Here is a 20482-nt window from a genome sequence, read left to right as displayed (position 1 = left end):
CATGAACGAAAATAACAACATAACAATGAAAGATATTGCTCGCGAACTGGGAGTCAGTGTTGCTACAGTGAGCCGGGCGTTGAAGGACAGTCCTAGAATCAGTGCTGCCCAGAAGGAGCGTATCCAGACTTTTGCGCGTGAACATAATTTCTTTCCGAACATGCTTGGTGAGGCTTTGCGCCATAGCAAGGTACAGCCGATGAAGGTCATCGGAGTCATTGTACCGGAGTTCGTACATTATTATTTTATGTCCGTCCTTTCGGGCATAGAGGAGGAGGCGAGAGCCCGCGGATATCGTGTGATGGTGGCACAGAGTAACGAAAGATACGACAAGGAAGTGGCCATCTGCGAGGACTTCTATAAGAATAAGGTATGTGGTATCATCGTATCACAGGCGAAGGATACCAAGCAGTACGCCCATTTCGAGAAGTTGATGAACAATGGCGTGCCTCTCGTCTTCTACGATAGAATCTGTACGGGCGTGAACTGCTCCCGAGTGGTAGTAGATGACTATATGGGCGCCTTTACCGCCGTTACCCATCTGGTGGATACGGGCTGCAAGAAGATAGCCTTCTACGGTTCGCCGATGAATATGGAAATCTCCAAGAACCGTTATAACGGTTATCATGATGCACTGGTGAAACATGGATTGACGGAGAACCCCGACTGGGTGAGAATCTGTGACAACCGTGCCCAGGCAGAGGTGGTTACCCCAGAGATATTGAGGGAAGAAAATCATCCGGATGCTTTCTTCGCCATCAATGATGATACGGCGATAGGCATTCTCTATACAGCCAAGCGAATGGGCTTCGATGTGCCGAATGACATCAGTATCTGTGGCTTTACCAATGGCGACAGAGCCAAGGCTTGCGATCCGATGCTCACCACGGTAGAACAGCGTGGAGTGGCTGTAGGCGAAGAGGCTGCCAATATTCTCATCGGACTGGTGGAAGGATCCACCCCTACGCATGACGTTGAGAAGCGAGTGGTAAGAACTCGTCTGGTGGTTCGAGGAACTACCCGATAAAATTGAAATTTTAAAATAACAACAATATGACACAAAAACCTGATTTAAGTTTCTGGAAGCTCTGGAATCTGAGCTTCGGATTCTTCGGAGTACAGATTGCCTACGCTCTTCAGAGCGCCAACATCTCCCGAATCTTTGCAACGTTGGGTGCTGATCCACACAACTTGAGTTATTTCTGGATTCTCCCTCCATTGATGGGAATCCTTGTACAGCCTATTGTCGGCACATTGAGTGACAAGACCTGGTGCCGTTTTGGTCGCCGCATCCCTTATCTCTTTGTGGGAGCCACGGTCGCCGTACTCGTGATGTGCCTGCTGCCGAATTCCGGCTCTCTCGGTCTGACGGTAAGCGGTGCGATGCTCTTCGGCTTGATTGCCCTGATGTTCCTCGATACGAGCATCAATATGGCGATGCAGCCTTTCAAGATGCTGGTAGGCGATATGGTAAACGAGAAGCAGAAGGCAAAGGCTTACTCTATCCAGAGTTTCCTCTGCAATGCCGGTTCTGTAGCCGGATATATCTTTCCATTCCTCTTTACCTTCCTGGGTATCAAGAATGTAGCCGAAGAGGGCGTGGTGCCTGATTCTGTGATCTGGTCGTTCTACGTGGGCGCTGCCATCCTCATCCTCTGTGTCATCTATACCACGATGAAGGTGAAGGAGTGGAATCCTCAGCAGTATGCTGCCTATAATGGTGTAGCTGGCGAGGTAGAAAAGGAAGAAGAGGGCAAGGCAGACTGGATTACCCTCTTGAAAAACGCACCTTCTACTTTCTGGAAGGTGGGACTGGTTCAGTTCTTCTGTTGGGCTGCTTTCCTTTATCTCTGGAACTATTCTACAGGTGCCATCGCTGAGACCGTATGGAATACCACCGATCCAAAGTCGGCAGAGTTCCAGGCGGCAGGCAACTGGGTAGGCATCCTCTTTGCCTTTCAGGCAGTAGGCAGTGTGCTCTGGGCAGTGGTTCTTCCTCAGTTCAAGAATACCAAGATGGCTTATAGTGTGAGCTTGATTATAGGTGGTGTGGGCTTCGCTCTCATCCCATTCCTGCACGATCAGTATCTGCAGTTTATCCCATTCCTGATGATTGGTGCCGGCTGGGCTGCCATGTTGGCGATGCCTTTCACTTTCGTAACCAATGCTCTGCAGGGTTATGGTCACATGGGCGCTTACCTGGGCTTGTTCAACGGAACCATCTGTATTCCTCAGATTGTGGCTGCCATCTGCGGTGGTACTGTTCTGAGTCTGGTTGGTTCTCATCAGAGCGATATGATGATTGTGGCTGGCGTGTTGCTTATCGCCGGTGCATTGTCTGTAGGCATTATTAAAGGTCATGAATGAGTGTATAAGTAAAACCCGTGCAAACGTTTGTGCAGGATTTGTCTGAAATTGTGCACATAGAAATTATATACTTACGATTTTTTTTGCTAATTTCGCACTGAAAATAATAAAATTAAATATAAACTAACTTCTAACGGACTCTTATGACGATACATTTTCATATAGAATACGGAACAATGTTCGGCGAGCAACTCGTCTTGAACATACAGGAGGATGATGAAGAAAAACTGAAACTTCCTATGGCTACTCTCAATGGTAAGGAGTGGTCGGTTGACTGGTGTGTAAAACAACCCGCCAAAGCCTATACCTATTATTATAGTGTAGAGCGAGACGGCGTGGTGGTTAAGACAGAATGGCTTCTTGTGAAGCATCGTCTGGAACTTACAGCCCTGAAGGCTAATAATCTGACCCAGTATGATCATTGGAAGGTGATTCCAGAGGATGCATATCTCTATAGCAGTGCCTTTACAGACTGTATCAATCATCAGGCTCCAGAAGAGATGAAGGAGCAGAATGATGCCAAGACCGTGCGCCTCGTGGTGCGTGCTCCTCAGCTTCGCGACGGTGATCGCTTAGGTGTTGTGGGCGCTGATAACCTGTTGGGCGCATGGAATGCCAAGAAGATGCTGAAGATGACTCAGCACTCTTATAATGAATGGGTTGCAGAACTGGATGCTGCCCATCTGCAGACTCGCCACATGGAATTCAAGTTTGTGGCTTACAATGAGAAGAAGGATTCGCTGATCTGGGAAACATCCATGAACCGCACCATCGACCTTCCTGAGATGAAAGCCGGTGATGCCATCACTTACGAACTGGATCAGGCATTCTTCGCCCTTTACAATCGCAAGCTTGCCGGAACACAGGTGCCAGTATTCTCTCTGCGCAGCGAGAAAAGTGCCGGTGTGGGCGATTTCGGCGATCTCAAGACGATGATTGATCTCGTGGCATCTACCGGTCAGAAGGTTCTTCAGCTTCTGCCAATCAATGATACCACCATCACCCATACCTGGACGGACAGCTATCCATATAGCTGCATCAGCGTCTTTGCTATCCATCCGATGTATGCCGATCTGAATGCCTTACCTGCATTGAAGGACAAGAAGGCTCGCGAGAAGGCAGAGAAGACCCGCCAGGAGCTCAATGCCTTGCATCAGATTGATTATGAGAAGGTGAATGATTTCAAGCAGGATTATCTGCAACAGATATTTGCACAGGAAGGTAAAGAGATGATGTCGGGAGCCGATTTCAAGGCTTTCTTTCAGGAAACACAACAGTGGCTCGTGCCTTACGCACAGTATTCTTACCTGCGTGACAAGAATGGCACCGCCGACTTCTCTCAGTGGCCAGACCATAATGTCTGGGATGAGGCTGAGCGTAAGGATTTGACCAACCCTGAAACCGAGGCATACCAGAACGTGGAGTTCTTCTACTTCGTGCAGTTCATTCTGAACAAGCAGATGCAGGAGGCACACGAGCATGCCAAGGCGAAGGGTGTCATCCTGAAGGGTGATATTCCTATCGGTGTGCATCGCCATAGTTGTGATGTGTGGATGGAGCCTAAGTACTTCAACATGAATGGTCAGGCGGGTGCTCCACCGGATGATTTCTCTGTAAACGGACAGAACTGGGGATTCCCTACCTACAACTGGGATGAGATGCTGAAGGACGGCTGCCTCTGGTGGACCCGCCGCTTCCAGAATATGTCGAAGTTCTTTGATGCTTACCGCATCGACCACGTGCTCGGCTTCTTCCGTATTTGGGAAATCCCTGTGCATAGCGTGCATGGCTTGCTCGGACAGTTTGCGCCAGCTATCGCCATGACCCGTGGTGAGATTCAGAGTTACGGCTTGAACTTCCAGGAGGACCGCTTCACCCGTCCGTTCATTACCGACTGGGTATTGGACCGTATGTTCCATGAGCGTGCCGACGAAGTGAAGGAGAAATATCTCGACCGTCTGGATGAGGAGCGCTATCAGATGAAGCCTGAGGTAGATACCCAGCGCAAGGTAGAGGCTCTCTTCCAGGATGTAACTGATGAGAAGGAAATCTGGTTGCGTGATGGCTTGTATGCCCTGATCAGTGACGTACTCTTTGTGCGTGACCGCAAGGACCCTGAGCTCTTCCACCCACGTATCTCTGCACAGCTCGACTTCATCTACGAGTCGCTCTATGATAACGACAAGGCTGCGTTCAACCGCCTTTACAACGACTACTTCTACCGTCGCAACAACCAGTTCTGGTATGGCGAGGCGATGAAGAAGTTGCCTAAGCTGGTTCAGGCTACCCGTATGCTGGTTTGTGCCGAAGACCTGGGTATGGTACCTGATTGTGTGCCATGGGTGATGGACGAGTTGAAGATTCTGAGTCTGGAGCTTCAGAGTATGCCAAAGGATCCGACGGTTAAGTTCGGTCATCTGAGCCGTAATCCATACCGCTCTGTCTGTACCATCTCCAGTCATGATATGCCAACCTTGCGTATGTGGTGGGACGAGAACATCTCCCGCACCCAGGAGTATTACAACACGATGCTCTATCGTGAGGGACCAGCTCCTCATCCGCTCCCAGGTTGGTTGGCAAGAGATATCATCGCCCGTCACCTGGCGTCTCCATCCATGCTCTGCATCTTGAGCGTACAGGATTGGCTCGCCATTGATGAGAAGCTCCGTCTGCCGGATGCTGAAGCCGAGCGCATCAACATTCCTGCCAATCCAAAGCACTACTGGCGCTATCGCATGCACCTCAGTCTGGAGGAGTTGGCTGCCAACAAGGAGTTTATGGCTAACATTACAGAGCTTGTGGCACAGGGCGGTCGCAATTAAGCGGGTGACTCTTCAAACAAGAAATAAAGGTGTGCAACCGTTTGCACATTGTTATACATCAAAATACCCTTCTATTTTTAGGAGGGTATTTTTGTTTTTCGTATCTTTGCAAGCAATAATGCAAGCGCGTGCAACGGAAGCTGTTTTCCTGATTGCCGGTGCTGCTATATCCTATAGTCTAACGAATAAACAAAAGAATAAACAATAGGTAAACAGAATGAAGAAACTGAATTTATTAGTGATGGGTCTCTTGCTCCCGATGTTGGCAGCAGCCCAGACCGTCAAGTCGCCTAACGGCAACGTCTCGGTAACTTTCTCTTTATCCGAAAAGGGACAGCCTACCTACGAGATGAGCTATAAGGGAAAGACTGTGTGCAAGCCATCTCATCTCGGATTGGAGCTGGCTAAGGATAAGCATGCCTCTAAGGGCATGGAAGAAACCAGTCTGATGGATGGTTTCACAGAGACCGGTAGCAAGACATCGACCTTCGATGAAACCTGGAAGCCAGTATGGGGCGAGACTGCTACCATCCGCAACAACTATAACGAGATGGAGGTAAACCTGAATCAGGCATCTTCCAAGCGTAACATCACTATCCGCTTCCGTGTGTATGATTATGGTATGGGCTTGCGCTATGAGTTCCCACAGCAGGAAAGCCTTAACTATTTCGTAATCCAGGAGGAGCATACACAGTTTGCCATGGCAGGCGATCATACTGCCTATTGGATTCCTGGTGATTACGATACCCAGGAGTATGACTACAACATTACTCCGTTGACAGGTATCCGCCCAATTATTGCGAAAAACCGTGAAGCTTACAAGAGCAATTCATCTACCACCGTCTTCTCGGATACCGGCGTTCAGACCTCTCTCCAGATGAAGACCAAGGATGGACTCTATATCAATATCCACGAGGCTGCCTGTCTGGATTATCCAACCATGCACCTCAACCTCGACGAGAAGACATTGACCTTCGAGTCTTGGTTGACTCCTGATGCCGTGGGCAGAAAGGGATTCATCCAGACTCCATTCAATACTCCTTGGCGTACCGTGATGGTGAGCGATGATGCCCGTGATATGCTTTCATGCAAGTTGACTTTGAATCTCAATGAGCCTTGCAAGATCGAGGATACTTCATGGATTCATCCTACCAAGTACTGCGGCGTTTGGTGGAATATGATTGTTGGCACCAAGACCTGGAGCTATACCAACGACCTGCCATCTGTTCGCCTCGGTGTAACCGATTACAGCAAGTGCAAGCCTAATGGCACTCATGGTGCAACCAACGAGGAAGTAAAGCGCTATATCGACTTTGCAGCCAAGAACGGTTTGCAGGAGGTGCTGGTAGAAGGCTGGAACGAAGGTTGGGAAGACTGGTTCGGCCATCAGAAGCTCGATGTCTTCGATTTCGTAACTCCATATCCTGACTTCGATATCAAGATGCTCAACGACTATGCTCATTCCAAGGGCGTGAAGCTGATGATGCATCACGAGACCTCTTCTGCTGCTCTCAACTACGAGCGCCATCTGGAGGATGCCTTCAATCTGATGAACAAATATGGCTATGATGCCGTGAAGACCGGTTATGTGGGCGATATCATCCCAAGAGGTGAGTATCACTATAGCCAGTTGATGAACAATCACTATCAGCGTGTGGTTGAAACAGCTGCCAAGCATCATATCATGGTAAATGCCCACGAGGCAACCCGTCCTACAGGTATCTGCCGCACCTGGCCTAACCTGGTGGGTAACGAGAGTGCCCGTGGTACAGAGTATGAGGCATTTGGCGGCAGCAAGCCTTATCACACCGTGATGTTGCCATTCACCCGTCTGCAGGGTGGTCCGATGGATTACACTCCTGGTATCTTCGAAACCAAGCTTTCTGAGTGGAGCAACAACCAGAGCTATGTTCATTCCACACTCTGTGGTCAGCTTTCGCTCTATCTCGTGATGTACAGTCCTTTGCAGATGGCAGCCGATCTTCCAGAGCATTATGAAAAGTACGACGATGCCTTCCAGTTCATCCGCGACGTAGCTTGCGACTGGGACGACTCCAAGTACCTGGAAGCAGAGCCAGCTAAGTATATCACCGTAGCCCGCAAGGCTAAGGGCACCGATAACTGGTTTGTTGGTGGCAAGACTGATGCAGCCCGTACATCCGTAGTAAAGCTCGACTTCCTGGATAAGGGCAAGAAGTATGCTTGCGCTATCTATCAGGATGGCAAGACTGCCGATTACGAGAAGAATCCTAAATCTTACCAGATCATCCACAAGACTGTGAAGAAGGGTGATGTCTTGAAGATTAAAGAAGCACGTGGTGGTGGTTTCGCCATCTCACTGCTCGCTAAATAATGATTAGAAACATAGAAAAGTAGAAGTTTAGGGAAGATTCTGATTTCTTCCCTAAACTCTTTTTCGGTTTAATTATGACAACTACCAATTTTATAAAAAGAATGAACATTCAGAAACTAATAATTGCAGCATTGACAGCAACTGTTTTACCAACTTCATTGAGTGCGCAGCAGACATTCAATGAGATGATGTATTCCAAGGAGAAAACCATGTTCGTTCTCAATGCCCCAACAGCCGGCAAGTCTTCTGTTACCATCCGTCTTTATAAGGATGGACAAAAAGGTAAGGCTTACAAGACGCTGAAGATGAAAAAGATGGGCGATGAGCGATGGGAGGCTACCGTGAAGGGCGATCTGAAGGGTAAGTTCTATACCTTCGATATCGGTAAGGGCGAAACGCCGGGAACCTTTGCCAAGGCGGTAGGTGTGAATGGAAACCGTGGCGCTATCGTTGATCTCTATGATACCGACCCTGTGGGATGGGACAAGGATGTGCGTCCTGCCATCCAATCGCCAGCCGACCTCGTCATCTACGAGCTTCACGTGCGTGATTTCTCCATTTCTCCTACATCGGGTTTGAAGTATCAGGGCAAGTATCTCGCCCTTACCGAACCTAAGGCCATCGAATATCTCAAGAACCTCGGCATCAATGCCATCCATTTCCAGCCGGTGTTCGATTACGCATCCGTAGATGAAACCCAGCTCAACAAGCCTCAGTTCAACTGGGGTTACGATCCGAAGAACTATAATGTGCCGGAAGGCAGCTACAGCACCGACCCATATTCTCCAGGAACCCGTATCAAGGAGTTCAAGGAGATGGTGATGGCGCTTCACAAGGCTGGCATCCGAGTGATTTTCGATGCCGTGTATAATCACACCTTCGATATCAATGGCAGTAACTTCCAGCGTACCTATCCTGATTATTATTATCGCAAGACCAAGGAGGGTAAGTATAGCGATGGTTCCGGCTGCGGCAACGAGACAGCTTCTGAAAAGCCTTTGATGCGCCAGTTTATGCTGGAGAGCGTGAAGTACTGGATTGATGAATTCCATATCGACGGCTTCCGCTTCGACCTGATGGGTGTTCACGATATCGAGACCATGCAGGCTATCCGTGAGATGGTAAACCGCATCGATCCTAGCATTTATATCTATGGTGAGGGATGGAGTGCAGGCAGCTGTGCTTATCCTACGGAGAAACTTGCCATGAAGGCGAACACCCATCAGTTGAATGGTATCGGTGCTTTCAGCGATGATATGCGCGATGCCCTCCGTGGTCCTTTCTCTGATGACCATAAGGGTGCGCTCCTGGCTGGTCTTCCTGGCGAGGAGGAGAGTCTGAAGTTCGGTATCGTGGGTGGCATTGCTCATCCGCAGGTCGATATGACCAAGGTGAACTATGACAAGAAGCCTTGGACCAACAACCCAACCGAGCAGATCAGCTATGTAAGCTGCCACGATGATATGTGCTTGGTTGATAGATTGAAGGCAAGCATCCCATCCCTGACAGACAAGAAAATCTCTGAAGAGATGCGTACTGCCGAATTGCTCCGCATCGACCAGCTTGCCCAGACCTGCGTCTTCACTTCGCAGGGTGTGCCTTTCATCCTTGCCGGTGAGGAGATGCTTCGCGACAAGAAGGGAGTGCATAACAGTTTCAATTCTCCAGACAGCATCAACCAGTTTACCTGGACCAATCTGCAGAAGTATCCACAGGCATTCACCTTCTATAAGAATCTGATTCAGCTCCGCAAGAACCATCCTGCCTTCCGTCTTTCTACAGGTGATAAGGTGCGTCAGCATCTGGAGTTCCTGCCTAGTCAGGATGCCAATGGCAACAAGCAGACTTGCCTCGTAGGTTTCCAGCTCAAGAGCCTGGAGGGCATTGATGCCTGGAAGCATATCGTAGTCATCTATAATTTCAACAAGCAGGCAAAGAAGATGCTGATTCCTGAGGGCAATTACACCGTGGCTTGCTGCAATGGTGTCATCAACGAGGAAGGTCTGGGCTTCATCTCTGGCAAAGAAGTAGAGGTTGCCCCTCAGTCTGCCTTGATTCTTTATCAGAAATAGTCTATATATAATAAGGTGTAAAAATAGTCTTTATATATAATAAGGTATAAAATATGAAAAAGATAATAGCTTCATTAGTGCTTATGGGTAGCGCAATAAGTATGAATGCGGCAGTCAATGTAAGCCGCATTGAACCTACCGACTGGTATGTGGGCATGAAGGATGCTTCGCTCCAGCTGATGGTGTATGGAAAGGATATCAAGAATGCCGATGTTACGGTGGATTATCCGGGTGTGAAGGTGGATAGCATCGCCCGCCTCGATTCTCCTAACTACCTGCTGGTGTATCTCAATCTCGATGGTGCCAAGGCAGGAGAGATGACGCTCAACTTCAAGCAGGGCAAGCAGTCGAAGAAGGTGAAGTATGTGTTGAAGAACCGTGAGATGGCGGGTGACAAGCGCATCGGTTTCTCTAACGAGGATGTGCTCTACATGCTGATGCCCGACCGCTTTGCCAATGGCAATCTGAAGAACGATGCATTCAAGAACATGCGTGACAAGACCTGCGACCGCACGGCACCTAGTCTTCGTCATGGTGGCGACCTGGAGGGAATCCGCCAGCATCTGGATTATTTCAACCAGTTGGGCGTAACCGCCCTGTGGTTTACTCCGGTCTTGGAGAATGACAGTCCTAATGATGGCAAGAACAGTACCTATCATGGTTACGCTACCACTAATTACTATCGTGTAGATCCACGCTTCGGTACCAACGAGGAGTACAAGCAGCTTACTGCTGAGGCTCACAAGAAGGGATTGAAGGTGGTGATGGATATGATTTTCAACCATTGCGGTTTCGATCATCCTTGGGTAGCCGATATGCCATCAAAGGATTGGTTCAATGCTCCAGAATGGCTTGCTCCGGAAAATCAGACTCCTGAGCATCAGAAGAAGATAGGTACCGTGGATGGTGCTGCCAAGGTAAACGACAAGTATCTCCAGACCAGTTATAAGTTGACTCCTGTGCTCGACCCATACGCCAGCAAGGTAGATCTCACAGAAACCGTGGATGGCTGGTTTGTTCCATCTATGCCAGATTTGAACCAGCGCAATCCGCACGTCATCAAATATCTGATTCAGAACAGTGAGTGGTGGATAGAGACCGTGGGCATCGACGGCATCCGCATGGATACCTATCCATACGCCGACCGTGATGCGATGGCACACTGGATGAAGGTGCTGGGCGAGGAATATCCTCACTTCAATACCGTGGGTGAGACTTGGGTAACCGAGCCTGCCTATACTGCTGCCTGGCAAAAGGACAGCAAGCTCTCAGAAAAGAACAGTTATCTGCCTACCGTGATGGATTTCGCTTTCTTCGACCGCATCAATAGTGCGAAGAACGAGGAGACTGATGACTGGTGGAACGGCATGAACCGCATCTACAACGTGTTCTGCTACGACTATCTCTATCCGAACCCAAAGAGCGTGATGGCATTCGTAGAGAACCACGATACCGACCGCTTTCTGGGTGAAGGCAAGGATACCCTGGCTTTGAAGCAGGCGCTGGCTCTTCTCCTCACCGTCAACCGCACCCCACAGCTCTATTACGGAACCGAGGTGCTGATGAATGGTACCAAGAGCGTGACCGATGGCAATGTGCGCAAGGACTTCCCTGGCGGTTGGGCTGGTGACAAGCACAATGCCTTTACTGCCGAGGGTAGAACACAGGCAGAAAACCAGATGTTCGACTGGCTCAGCAGATTATTGCATTGGCGCCAGGGCAACGAGGTCATCACCAAAGGTAAGCAGACCCAGTTCTGCCCACAGAAGGGTGTGTATGTCATTGCCCGCCAGTATAAGGGAAAGACCGTGATGACCATCATCAATGGCAAGAAGGAAGCCAACGAACTGAATGTTTCCCGCTATGCTGAGATTATCGGCAATGCAGAGAAGGCTACGGATGTAACGAATGGCCGTACCGTTCTGATCAACAAGAACGTGAAGCTTCGTCCTCGCCAGACTATGATACTTGAATTTTAAAACGCAAGTAGTTGCGATTGCCAACGCAAGTATATTCCTATATGAACGTTCCTGGAATTGTGTTTTTACACTTCTAGGAACGTTTTTTTCTTGATAAAAATTCTTTGGTTTCATTTTTTCTTCGTACTTTTGCATGCAGAAGTATAAAAACTTAATAAAAATGTTTGGAGAAATAGGAAAATGGCTATTAGATATATCTAAATATTTGATAACGGGCTATGTTTTAGCTAAAATGTTTGGTCAAGATGACTCAACATGGGTTGTAATAGGTGCAGTTGTAGTTGCGGCTTTGCTGTTTGTCTTAGGATTGTACTGTTTACGAAAGGACAAAGATAAAAATAACAAAAAGAAAGGAAAATAGTATGGATACTGGATTGTTTATTATGTATGGCTTTTTGTTGCTTTTGGCAGCAGGAATATTTATTTATGCCAAAATTGATGATCGCAAAGAACAGAAAAGGCAATAATATGGATTACGGATTATTAGGAATGTATATATTTCTGGCTTTGATTGCTGTTGGTTCTTTCATTTACGTTAAGATAGAAGACAGAAAAGAGCAAAAGAATAGTTAATGACTAGATACATTCTTTCCCTGATAGCAGCATTATTCATAACCTTGAGCAGTTTTGCGCAAGGCAGCCTTCCTAGTCGCTTTAATGTAAGCTATCTCAATATGGCGGCAGGAATGCCTAATAATTTTGCGGATGATATCTTCCAGGATTCATACGGTTTCGTCTGGATCAGTACGCATGGTGGTGGACTGGTACGTTATGATGGATTCAATTATATGAACTTCAATCTGGGCTCATCCGGTATCAGTCTGCGAAGCAATAGCTGTCGCAATGTGTATGAAGATCATTTCAAGCGCCTTTGGATAGCTTTCGAGGAAGGTCCGCAGGTGCTCGACCTCAAAACGATGCAGCCCATCATTCCACCTTGTGAGAATGAAAAGGTAGAAGCTCAGCTCAACAAAGCACTCAAGAACCTTTGCACCCGAATGTATTGCGATGCCAAGGGAAATGTATGGATGGTCGCTGCAAATCTCCTTACCCGTTTCTCCTTCAATGAGAAGGGGGAGGTGAATAGTGTCTTGTCCATCAGCTACCCTTACAATGCTCCTGATCTCGGTCTTTGTGATGTATATGGCAATGGCACGGTGGTGATGTGCAATAATGGAGTGGTGAGTGAATTCTCGGTCAAGAACAATCAGTTGGTGGTTAAGAATATATCTTCTCTGTTCCCTAAACTCGATTCCCGTTATGCGGGAGCCGTCATATCTTATCACGGAAAAATCTGGTTGGCTACCAATCGTGGCTTGTTTAACAGCGCCAAGCAGGAATTCCACTGTTCGGCAACCGATCATTCACTCCAGCATGAGGTGGTAACGAGTCTTGCCATCACAGAGGATGATAAGCTTCTGGTGGGTACTCTCTGTGGTGTGGATATTATAGATGATAAGACTGGTATGATCGAGCATTGGAATTGTAGCAGTGTGAATCCGTTGAGTAGCAACTTTGTAAACAGCTTGTTGTCTAAGGATGGACAGATCTGGGTAGGTACCGAAACAGGTGGTATCACCAAGTTGGCACCACGCCAGTTGCAACTGGAATTTTTCAAGCACGATGCAGCGAATCCTGCCAGTCTTTCTCCGAATGCGGTGAATGCGATGTATGCAGCCCCGGATGGCACCCTGTGGGTAGGAACCGTAGAGGGCGGACTCAATGCTCTGGCTCCAGGCAGCAGGAACTTTACCCATTATACAATGGCAAATTCCGGTTTGCCCCACAACAGTGTTTCCACGCTTGCTGCCGATAACCGGGGGAATCTGTGGATAGGCACCTGGGGGACGGGCATTGCTGTGATGAATCTCCAGCAGCCGGGCAGGATCATTCCTCTTGTGGTAGATGCCAAGCATCAGCCTTTCCTGAATTTTGCAGGAGCACTGGTGTATGATCCTATCAATGATGGTATGTGGCTGGGAACCAATGATGGTCTCTTCTTCTACGATTTGAAGCGTCAGCAGTTGATTGAGCCTTTCAAGGGCTGTCTGAATGTGCGTGGCTGCATCGGAAACCTGATTACACCAGATGGCAAGCTCCTGATGGGATGTGTGCAGGGTATGGTGGAGATCAATCTGAAGTCCCGTTCTCGTGGAAAGGGCGAGTTTGCCGTCGAATATCATCCGTATAAGTTGGATGCCCCAGAGAGTGGCGTGATAGACAAGATTCTCTCTTTCTGTCTGGCGAAGGATGGCAAGATCTGGCTGGGCAGCAATGGCTACGGCTTGTATTGCTATAATTATAATAAGGAGGGAAAGACATACGTGAAGTCCTTCACCACGAATAATGGATTAGCCAACAATACCGTGAAGGGTATTGTAGAGGATAACCAGGGTATGTTATGGATAGCCACGGATAATGGACTCTCCATCTTCAATCCGAAGACCGAGACCTTCAGCAGTTATTCCCGTGAGGACGGACTGCTCAGTTCGCAGTTCTATTTCAATGGTGCCATCCGTGATGCCAAGGGTAAGATTTACCTGGGTACCGATGAGGGATTGATGGCGGTTACGGGTGTGAACCATGCGGTTCATAACTTAGCCAGACTGCGTTTTACCGAACTTCTGGTAGATAACCAGCCGGTGTTTGCCGGCAGTGATTATCTGGACGATGATATATCCATTGCCAAAAGGTTGTGCATCCATGAGAGCGACAAGTCGTTTACGATCTTCTTTTCTGCCTTGAACTATGGCAGCGAGAGTCAGGGTGTATATCTCTATCGCATGAAGGGATATGAGAATGATTGGGTTCAGCTGAAACCGGGACAGCACAGTGTACGCTATTCCACCTTGCCAGCGGGCAGCTATCAGTTTGAAGTGAAGTATATTCCTTCCTTCGATTCCGATAAGGAGCAGGTTATTTCAGTAGATATTAAGGTGACTCCTTATTTCTGGAAGAGCTGGTGGTTTGTCTCCTTGATGGTGATAGCCTTCATCGCCTTCCTGCTCTACATCTATACCAGCAGACTGGAGAAGATGCGCGAACGCGAGGTGGAGGAACTCTATCGTCCGATAGAGGCTGCTCTGAAGGATAGTGATGAACCGGGCAAGTTGCAGAGTCGCATCCAGATGATTCTGGAGAACCAGAAGCGCTATCAGGATAGTCAGAAGAAGTCGATAGAGGCAGACAGGAAACAGGTAGCCGAAAAGGAGCGTCCGTTTATGGATATCGTGATGGAGGTGATGGAGAAGAACTACGATAACTCGGAGTTCGGTGTGCAGGAGTTGGCTGATGAAATGCGGATGAACCGCAGTGTGCTCAGTAAGATGCTGAATGCTGAGGCTGGTCAGCCTACCGCCCAGTTTATCCGCAACTATCGTCTCGACATCGCGAAGAAGATGATTACAGAAAAAGTGGCAAACCGGAACATCACGGAAATAGCCTATCGTGTGGGCTTCAATGATCCGAAGTATTTTACCCGTTGCTTTACCAAGCAGTATGGTGTGTCACCTTCTTCCTATAAGGATTCGCTCGACGAGTAGGTGTGTTTGGAAGTGTATAATTGTTAAGAAACCAAAATACAACAAGGAGTCACTTGATTTAAGTCAAGCGACTCCTTGCTTTGTATGTGCGGGTGCACAACTAGTGGATAAGTGTGTAATAAACGGAAAAATCTACTGTTTATGCGGTTTGTCCACCTATTATTTACGTTTGTCCACCTACTTAATAGTGATTAATTGTACTTTTGCCACCGAAAATTAACGATCAAACCGATTTGCAGTAACAAACAAACCGTTTGAAAATTAACAAACCAAAGAAAATTAGAATAAACAAAATCATAAACCTAAAAAGTTTTAAGCAATGAGGAAACAATTATTCTCTATGATGCTATGCCTAGGAGCTGTCGGTGGTGCTTCTTTCGTAACCCCGATGACCGCTATGGCCGCTGTAGCACAGGACCAGGTGATTACAGTCAAGGGACAGGTTGTAGATGATCAGGGTGAACCTCTGATTGGTGCAACAGTGAAGACCAAGGATGCCAAGACCGGTGCTGTAACTGACCTCGATGGTAACTTCGAGATCAAAGTAAAAGCTAACGCTACTCTTTTGGTTAGCTATTTGGGCTTCAAGGAGCGCCAGATTGCCGTTCGCGGACGCGCTATCCTCGAACCTATCCAGCTTTCTTCAGACAACCAGTTGCTCGAACAGGTTGTCGTAGTGGGTTATGGTACCCAGAAGAAGGCAGACCTTACTGGTTCTGTAGCTATCGTCAATGCAGAGGAGATGAAGAAGGTATCTAACTCCAACATCTCTACCATGCTCGAAGGTAAGGTAGCTGGTGTGCAGATTACATCCGATGGTCAGCCAGGTGCCGACCCAAGCGTACGTATCCGTGGTATCGGTTCTTTCGGTAGCACAGCTCCTCTTTATGTCATCGATGGTGTGCCAATGGGTACCACTATCCGTGATTTCTCTCCTAATGATATTGAGACCATCCAGATCTTGAAGGATGCTTCTGCGGGTGCCATCTATGGTTCTCGTGCAGCTAATGGTGTCGTTATCATCACAACCAAGAATGGTAAGAAAGACCAGCCTCTGAAGGTGAACTACTCTGGTTACTTCGGTGTTGACCAGATTCCTGGCGATGTATATGACGTGATGAACGCCGACCAGTATAGCAACTACCTGGGTCAGGCTTGTTCTAACTCCAATACTCCTCTGCCTGGTGGTTACAAGATGGGCGAGGATGGCAAGTATCACTTCCAGGATGCTACCAATACAAATTGGTTTGACGAAGTGTTCAAGACTGGTATCCGCCAGAATCACAACGTAGCCCTCAGCGGTGGTAGCTCTCACAGTACTTATAATGTATCTCTCGACTACTATAACCAGAAGGGTACCTTGGAAGGTGCAGGTCCTAACTACGAGCGTTACACAGCCCGTGTGAACAATACCATGGACACCAAGTTCGTGAAGTTCCGCACCAGCATGGTTTATTCTCATTCCAACCAGGACAACATGGGTCTTTCCAATGCCTCAGAGTATGTTCAGGGTCTTTATGGTGATGTAACCAACGTGCTCCGTGGTACACTTCTGATGCAGCCAACTATCAAGGCTTACGATAACTCAACATGGGTTCTCGATGACAAGGTAGGTGCTGCCAACGGTTATCGCTACGATGCATACGGTTATGGTGTTTACTATGACAGCGTACATGGTGACATCTCTGCATCCAACCCATTGCTGGTTAATAACCTCCTGCAGCGCAACACCTTGGTTGACCGCTTCGTAGGTACCGCTTCTGCCGATGTAGATTTGTTGGGCATGGTAGGTATCAAGAGCAAGAACCATGGTCTTCACTATAATGTAAACCTCTCTTACAGCAAGACAGAGGCAAAGGATAAGACCTGGATTCCTTCCTGGATTCAGAGCAACCGTGTATATCTTGCCAAGGAGAACGAGCGTCTTACCAAGGGCTCACGCAACTACAGCGACGCCTTGGTTGAGAATACCATTACCTACAATGGAACAATCGGTAAGCACAACATCAACCTGCTCGCCGGTATGACCTACGAAGAGGAGAATACCAACCTCCTGACAGGTTGGGGTATCAACTTCACAGAGCCTTACTTCCTCCAGCTTCAGAATGCCAAGAACACTTACTCTGAGTCATACGAATTCAAGCATAGCCTGGCTTCTTACGTAGGCCGTTTGAACTATAACTATGCTGAGAAGTACCTGATTTCTGCAGTAGTACGTCGTGATGGTAGCTCCCGTTTGAGCAAGAACATCCGTTGGGCAACCTTCCCATCTGTATCTTTGGGCTGGCGCTTCGATAAGGAAAAGTTCTTCCCAATCAGTAAGGATATTGTTAACATGTTCAAGATTCGTGCCAGCTACGGTGAGCTCGGTAACGAGAACATCGGTGAGTACCAGTATATGGCTACCATGAACCGTAACAACATGACTTACAGCTTCGGCAACAGTCCTGTAACCGGTTCTGCCGTTTCTACCTTTGTGAACAACGATATCGCATGGGAGAAGAAGAAGACTACCAACGTGGGTATCGACCTGGCGATGTTCAACAACCGCCTGGAGTTCACAGCCGAGTGGTATAAGAACAAGTCAGAGGACTTGCTTTACTCTGTTCCTGTTCCTGCACAGACAGGTGTATCCAACACCTCTGTTACCATGAACGCTGCCTCTATGGAGAACAGTGGTTTCGAGTTCAGCGCAACCTATCGCAACCGTGACCACGCCTTCAAGTATGACATCAGTGCCAACTTGAGTACCTTGAAGAACAAGGTAACTTCTCTGGGTATCGGTAAGGACTCTTACATCTCTGGTGCATACGCTACCTACGTAGGTCAGGAGATCGGTCAGTTCTATGGTTGGGTTTACGAGGGAATCGCCCGTACACAGGCAGATCTCGACAACCACGCAACTCAGCAGGGTGTCAATGTAGGTGATTGCCTCTATAAGGATATTTCTGGTCCAGAAGGAACTCCTGATGGCGTAATCGATGCATACGACCAGACCGTATTGGGCAGTGGTCTTCCAAAGGTGAACTTCGGTTTGAGCACCCACATGGAGTATAAGGGCTTCGACCTCAACATTTCTACCTACGGAGTTTTGAACTATCATGTATCAGATGATATCTATAATAGCTTGAACTCTTGCTACGGCTATGGTAACAAGGAAGTAGGCATGCTGGATGCCAACCGCTGGTCAGAGGATGGTACCTACCTTTCAAGTGTTCCACGTACCTACGCTGCCAACAATGCAACATTGGCATGGAACGACCTCTTCAGTTCTCGCAAGATTCAGAATGCTGCTTACTGGAAGATAGCCAACGTAGAATTGGGCTACAACTTCCCAGACAAGTGGTTTGGTGGATATGTCAGTGGTGTACGTCTCTATGTATCAGCACAGAACCTCTACACCTTCACAGGCTATCATGGATATAATGTGGACTACGCCGGCGGTACCTTTACCCCAGGTTACAACTTCTGCTCTTTCCCAAGTGCCAGAACGTTTATGTGTGGTCTCCATTTCACATTCTAATAATGAGAATAGACAAGAATAAGAATCATTATTTAAAAGGACATTTGATATGAAACTATATAAATTATCATTAGCTCTCTTCCTTGGCCTCGGTGCTATGGCTACCACCTCATGCGAGGACAAGTTGGATGTTACCAATCCTAACCAGCAGACCACTGGAACCTTCGGTTTCAATGCTGATGATCTGGAAGAGTGCGTTATTGCAGCATACAACCATATTCGTATGGAAGGTTCTTCGGCACGTGTGGGTTATACCCTCGATGTAACACGTGGCGATGAGGTATGGAACTCATCACAGGTGTGGTACATGCCTTTCGATGATATGAACGACCCTGTGACTGATGAAATCTCATTCTGGCCTTGGCGTGAGGCTTACTATACTATTAATGTATGTAACTTCATCCTCTCACGTACCACAGGCGATGATGCTTCGCTCTCAGAGAACATGAAGAAGATCAAGGGACAGGCTCTCTTCCTCCGCGGTTATTCATACTATACATTGGCAGGATATTACCAGAATCCTGCGCTGATTACTGATTATGCCAACTATTCTACTCTGGATGGTCTCTATGGCAAGAACAGTACTTACGATGATGTGCTCGACCAGGTGGAGAAGGATTTCGCTGAGGCAATGACTCTTCTTCCTTCCCGTGATGCAGGTGGCGAGTGGGCAAAGGGTCGTGCTACCTGTGGTGCCGCTGCCGGCTACTATGCCCGCACTCTGATGCAGCGCCATAAGTATAGCGATGCGCTTACCGTGCTCAAGGATATCATGAACAAGAAGTATGGCTCTTACAAGCTGATGGCTAACTATGGCGACAACTTCCGTGAGGGTTCTGCTTACGAGAACAATGACGAGAGCCTCTTCGAGATTCAGTATCTCGACTACGGTTCACAGGGTGTGGATGATGAGTGGACTCCTGTCAATACCAGTCCTAACGCTACACAGGGTCATGCCGTAGAGTCTAACTTTGCTCCAGGAAGATTCGGTGGATGGGCAGACCTCTCTGCATCTCCATGGTTGTACAACCTCTTCAAGCAGGAGCGTACCAAGGATGGCAAGCTCGATCCTCGTCTCTACTGGACTATCGGTACCTACGAGTCTGACTGGATTGGTTTCGAGAATGGCAATGTAGCTTACAAGAGCGAAATGACTCCTAATGATACCATCATCACCAACAACAACTATGGTGGTCTCCCTATCGCTAAGTGGACTAATTTCCGTACCAACCTTTATGACAAGGTAACTACAGGTCTCCATTGCGGTATCAACCTCCGTATGATGCGTTACTCAGATGTATTGCTTCGTGCTGCAGAGTGCGAGAACGAGGTAAATGGTCCTACACAGCAGGCTATCGACTGGATCAATCAGGTTCGTGAGCGTGCCAGCCTGAAGGATCTGAGCCTCTCAGATTTCGATACCAAGGATAAGCTCTTCGAGCAGATTGCCAATGTAGAGCGTCCTAAGGAGTTCGGTTGCGAGTATGGTCGTGGTTACGACCTGATCCGTTGGGGATTCTTCTATGATCAGGGTCGTTTGGCTCAGTTGAAGGAACACGGAACCTTCCGCCGTTCTCCATACAAGGCAAAGGAAGCTGTCAGCTACTCTTTGGTAGGTGTTGATCCTGAGGTGAAGAGCTCTTACGATACCTACGTACCGGGTCATGAGTTCCTGCCAATCTTTCAGGGCTTGCTGAACGATAACCCTAACCTGGCAGGTAACTCTGCGAATACCAATACAGACAACTCTTCTGATTTCTTCGGAAGAGGATGGACAGTTCACCCAGTAGTAAACTTGGGCAAGTAACAATATCACAATATAGA

At 48.0% G+C, this 20482-nt stretch carries 10 protein-coding genes; all 10 read left to right on the top strand.

The window, feature by feature from the left end:
* Window position 1 precedes the first annotated feature (1 nt).
* The 10 genes from DW657_RS05410 (at window position 2) to DW657_RS05360 (ending at window position 20465) form a co-directional block, all read left to right on the top strand.
* The gene (locus DW657_RS05410; protein WP_118311703.1) at window positions 2-1027 is read left to right on the top strand and encodes a LacI family DNA-binding transcriptional regulator; all 1026 of its coding nucleotides are present in this window, start codon (window positions 2-4) and stop codon (window positions 1025-1027) included.
* 26 nt (window positions 1028-1053) lie between these two features.
* Window positions 1054-2367, top strand: a complete 1314-nt coding sequence (locus DW657_RS05405) for an MFS transporter (RefSeq protein WP_118311702.1) — start codon at window positions 1054-1056, stop codon at window positions 2365-2367.
* Between the two features lie 143 nt (window positions 2368-2510).
* Window positions 2511-5189 carry a 4-alpha-glucanotransferase gene (locus DW657_RS05400; RefSeq protein ID WP_118311701.1) on the top strand — a complete coding sequence of 893 codons (2679 nt, stop codon included), beginning with the start codon at window positions 2511-2513 and terminating at the stop codon, window positions 5187-5189.
* Window positions 5190-5406: 217 nt separating this feature from the next.
* Window positions 5407-7542, top strand: a complete 2136-nt coding sequence (locus tag DW657_RS05395) for a glycoside hydrolase family 97 protein (protein ID WP_118311700.1) — start codon at window positions 5407-5409, stop codon at window positions 7540-7542.
* A 101-nt stretch (window positions 7543-7643) separates the two neighbouring features.
* Complete coding sequence (gene pulA / locus DW657_RS05390) at window positions 7644-9614, top strand: type I pullulanase (protein WP_118311699.1); 1971 nt, start codon at window positions 7644-7646, stop codon at window positions 9612-9614.
* Between the two features lie 53 nt (window positions 9615-9667).
* A complete protein-coding gene (locus tag DW657_RS05385; protein ID WP_118311698.1) occupies window positions 9668-11593 on the top strand; it encodes a glycoside hydrolase family 13 protein in 1926 nt (641 codons plus the stop codon).
* 160 nt (window positions 11594-11753) lie between these two features.
* Window positions 11754-11954, top strand: a complete 201-nt coding sequence (locus DW657_RS05380) for a DUF6722 family protein (protein WP_147381888.1) — start codon at window positions 11754-11756, stop codon at window positions 11952-11954.
* Between the two features lie 211 nt (window positions 11955-12165).
* Window positions 12166-15135 carry a two-component regulator propeller domain-containing protein gene (locus DW657_RS05370; protein ID WP_118311695.1) on the top strand — a complete coding sequence of 990 codons (2970 nt, stop codon included), beginning with the start codon at window positions 12166-12168 and terminating at the stop codon, window positions 15133-15135.
* A gap of 319 nt (window positions 15136-15454) precedes the next feature.
* Entirely contained in the window at window positions 15455-18658 is a 3204-nt protein-coding gene (locus DW657_RS05365; RefSeq protein WP_118311694.1) for a TonB-dependent receptor, read from the top strand.
* Between the two features lie 49 nt (window positions 18659-18707).
* A complete protein-coding gene (locus DW657_RS05360) occupies window positions 18708-20465 on the top strand; it encodes a RagB/SusD family nutrient uptake outer membrane protein (RefSeq protein ID WP_118311693.1) in 1758 nt (585 codons plus the stop codon).
* The last annotated feature ends 17 nt before the right edge of the window (window positions 20466-20482 follow it).

It is taken from the genome of Prevotella sp. AM23-5 (genome assembly GCF_003473645.1).
Lineage (GTDB): Bacteria > Bacteroidota > Bacteroidia > Bacteroidales > Bacteroidaceae > Prevotella > Prevotella copri_A.
The sequence above is the reverse complement of the archived record's forward strand: the minus strand, read 5'-3'. Positions and strand labels throughout refer to the sequence as shown.

Bases quoted from the DNA above. Each gene is read 5' to 3' on its own strand.
- pulA (WP_118311699.1), top strand. From the start codon at position 7,644: ATGAACATTCAGAAACTAATAATTGCAGCATTGACAGCAACTGTTTTA.
- DW657_RS05395 (WP_118311700.1), top strand. From the start codon at position 5,407: ATGAAGAAACTGAATTTATTAGTGATGGGTCTCTTGCTCCCGATGTTG.
- DW657_RS05370 (WP_118311695.1), top strand. From the start codon at position 12,166: ATGACTAGATACATTCTTTCCCTGATAGCAGCATTATTCATAACCTTG.
- DW657_RS05360 (WP_118311693.1), top strand. From the start codon at position 18,708: ATGAAACTATATAAATTATCATTAGCTCTCTTCCTTGGCCTCGGTGCT.
- DW657_RS05405 (WP_118311702.1), top strand. From the start codon at position 1,054: ATGACACAAAAACCTGATTTAAGTTTCTGGAAGCTCTGGAATCTGAGC.
- DW657_RS05410 (WP_118311703.1), top strand. From the start codon at position 2: ATGAACGAAAATAACAACATAACAATGAAAGATATTGCTCGCGAACTG.
- DW657_RS05400 (WP_118311701.1), top strand. From the start codon at position 2,511: ATGACGATACATTTTCATATAGAATACGGAACAATGTTCGGCGAGCAA.
- DW657_RS05380 (WP_147381888.1), top strand. From the start codon at position 11,754: ATGTTTGGAGAAATAGGAAAATGGCTATTAGATATATCTAAATATTTG.
- DW657_RS05365 (WP_118311694.1), top strand. From the start codon at position 15,455: ATGAGGAAACAATTATTCTCTATGATGCTATGCCTAGGAGCTGTCGGT.
- DW657_RS05385 (WP_118311698.1), top strand. From the start codon at position 9,668: ATGAAAAAGATAATAGCTTCATTAGTGCTTATGGGTAGCGCAATAAGT.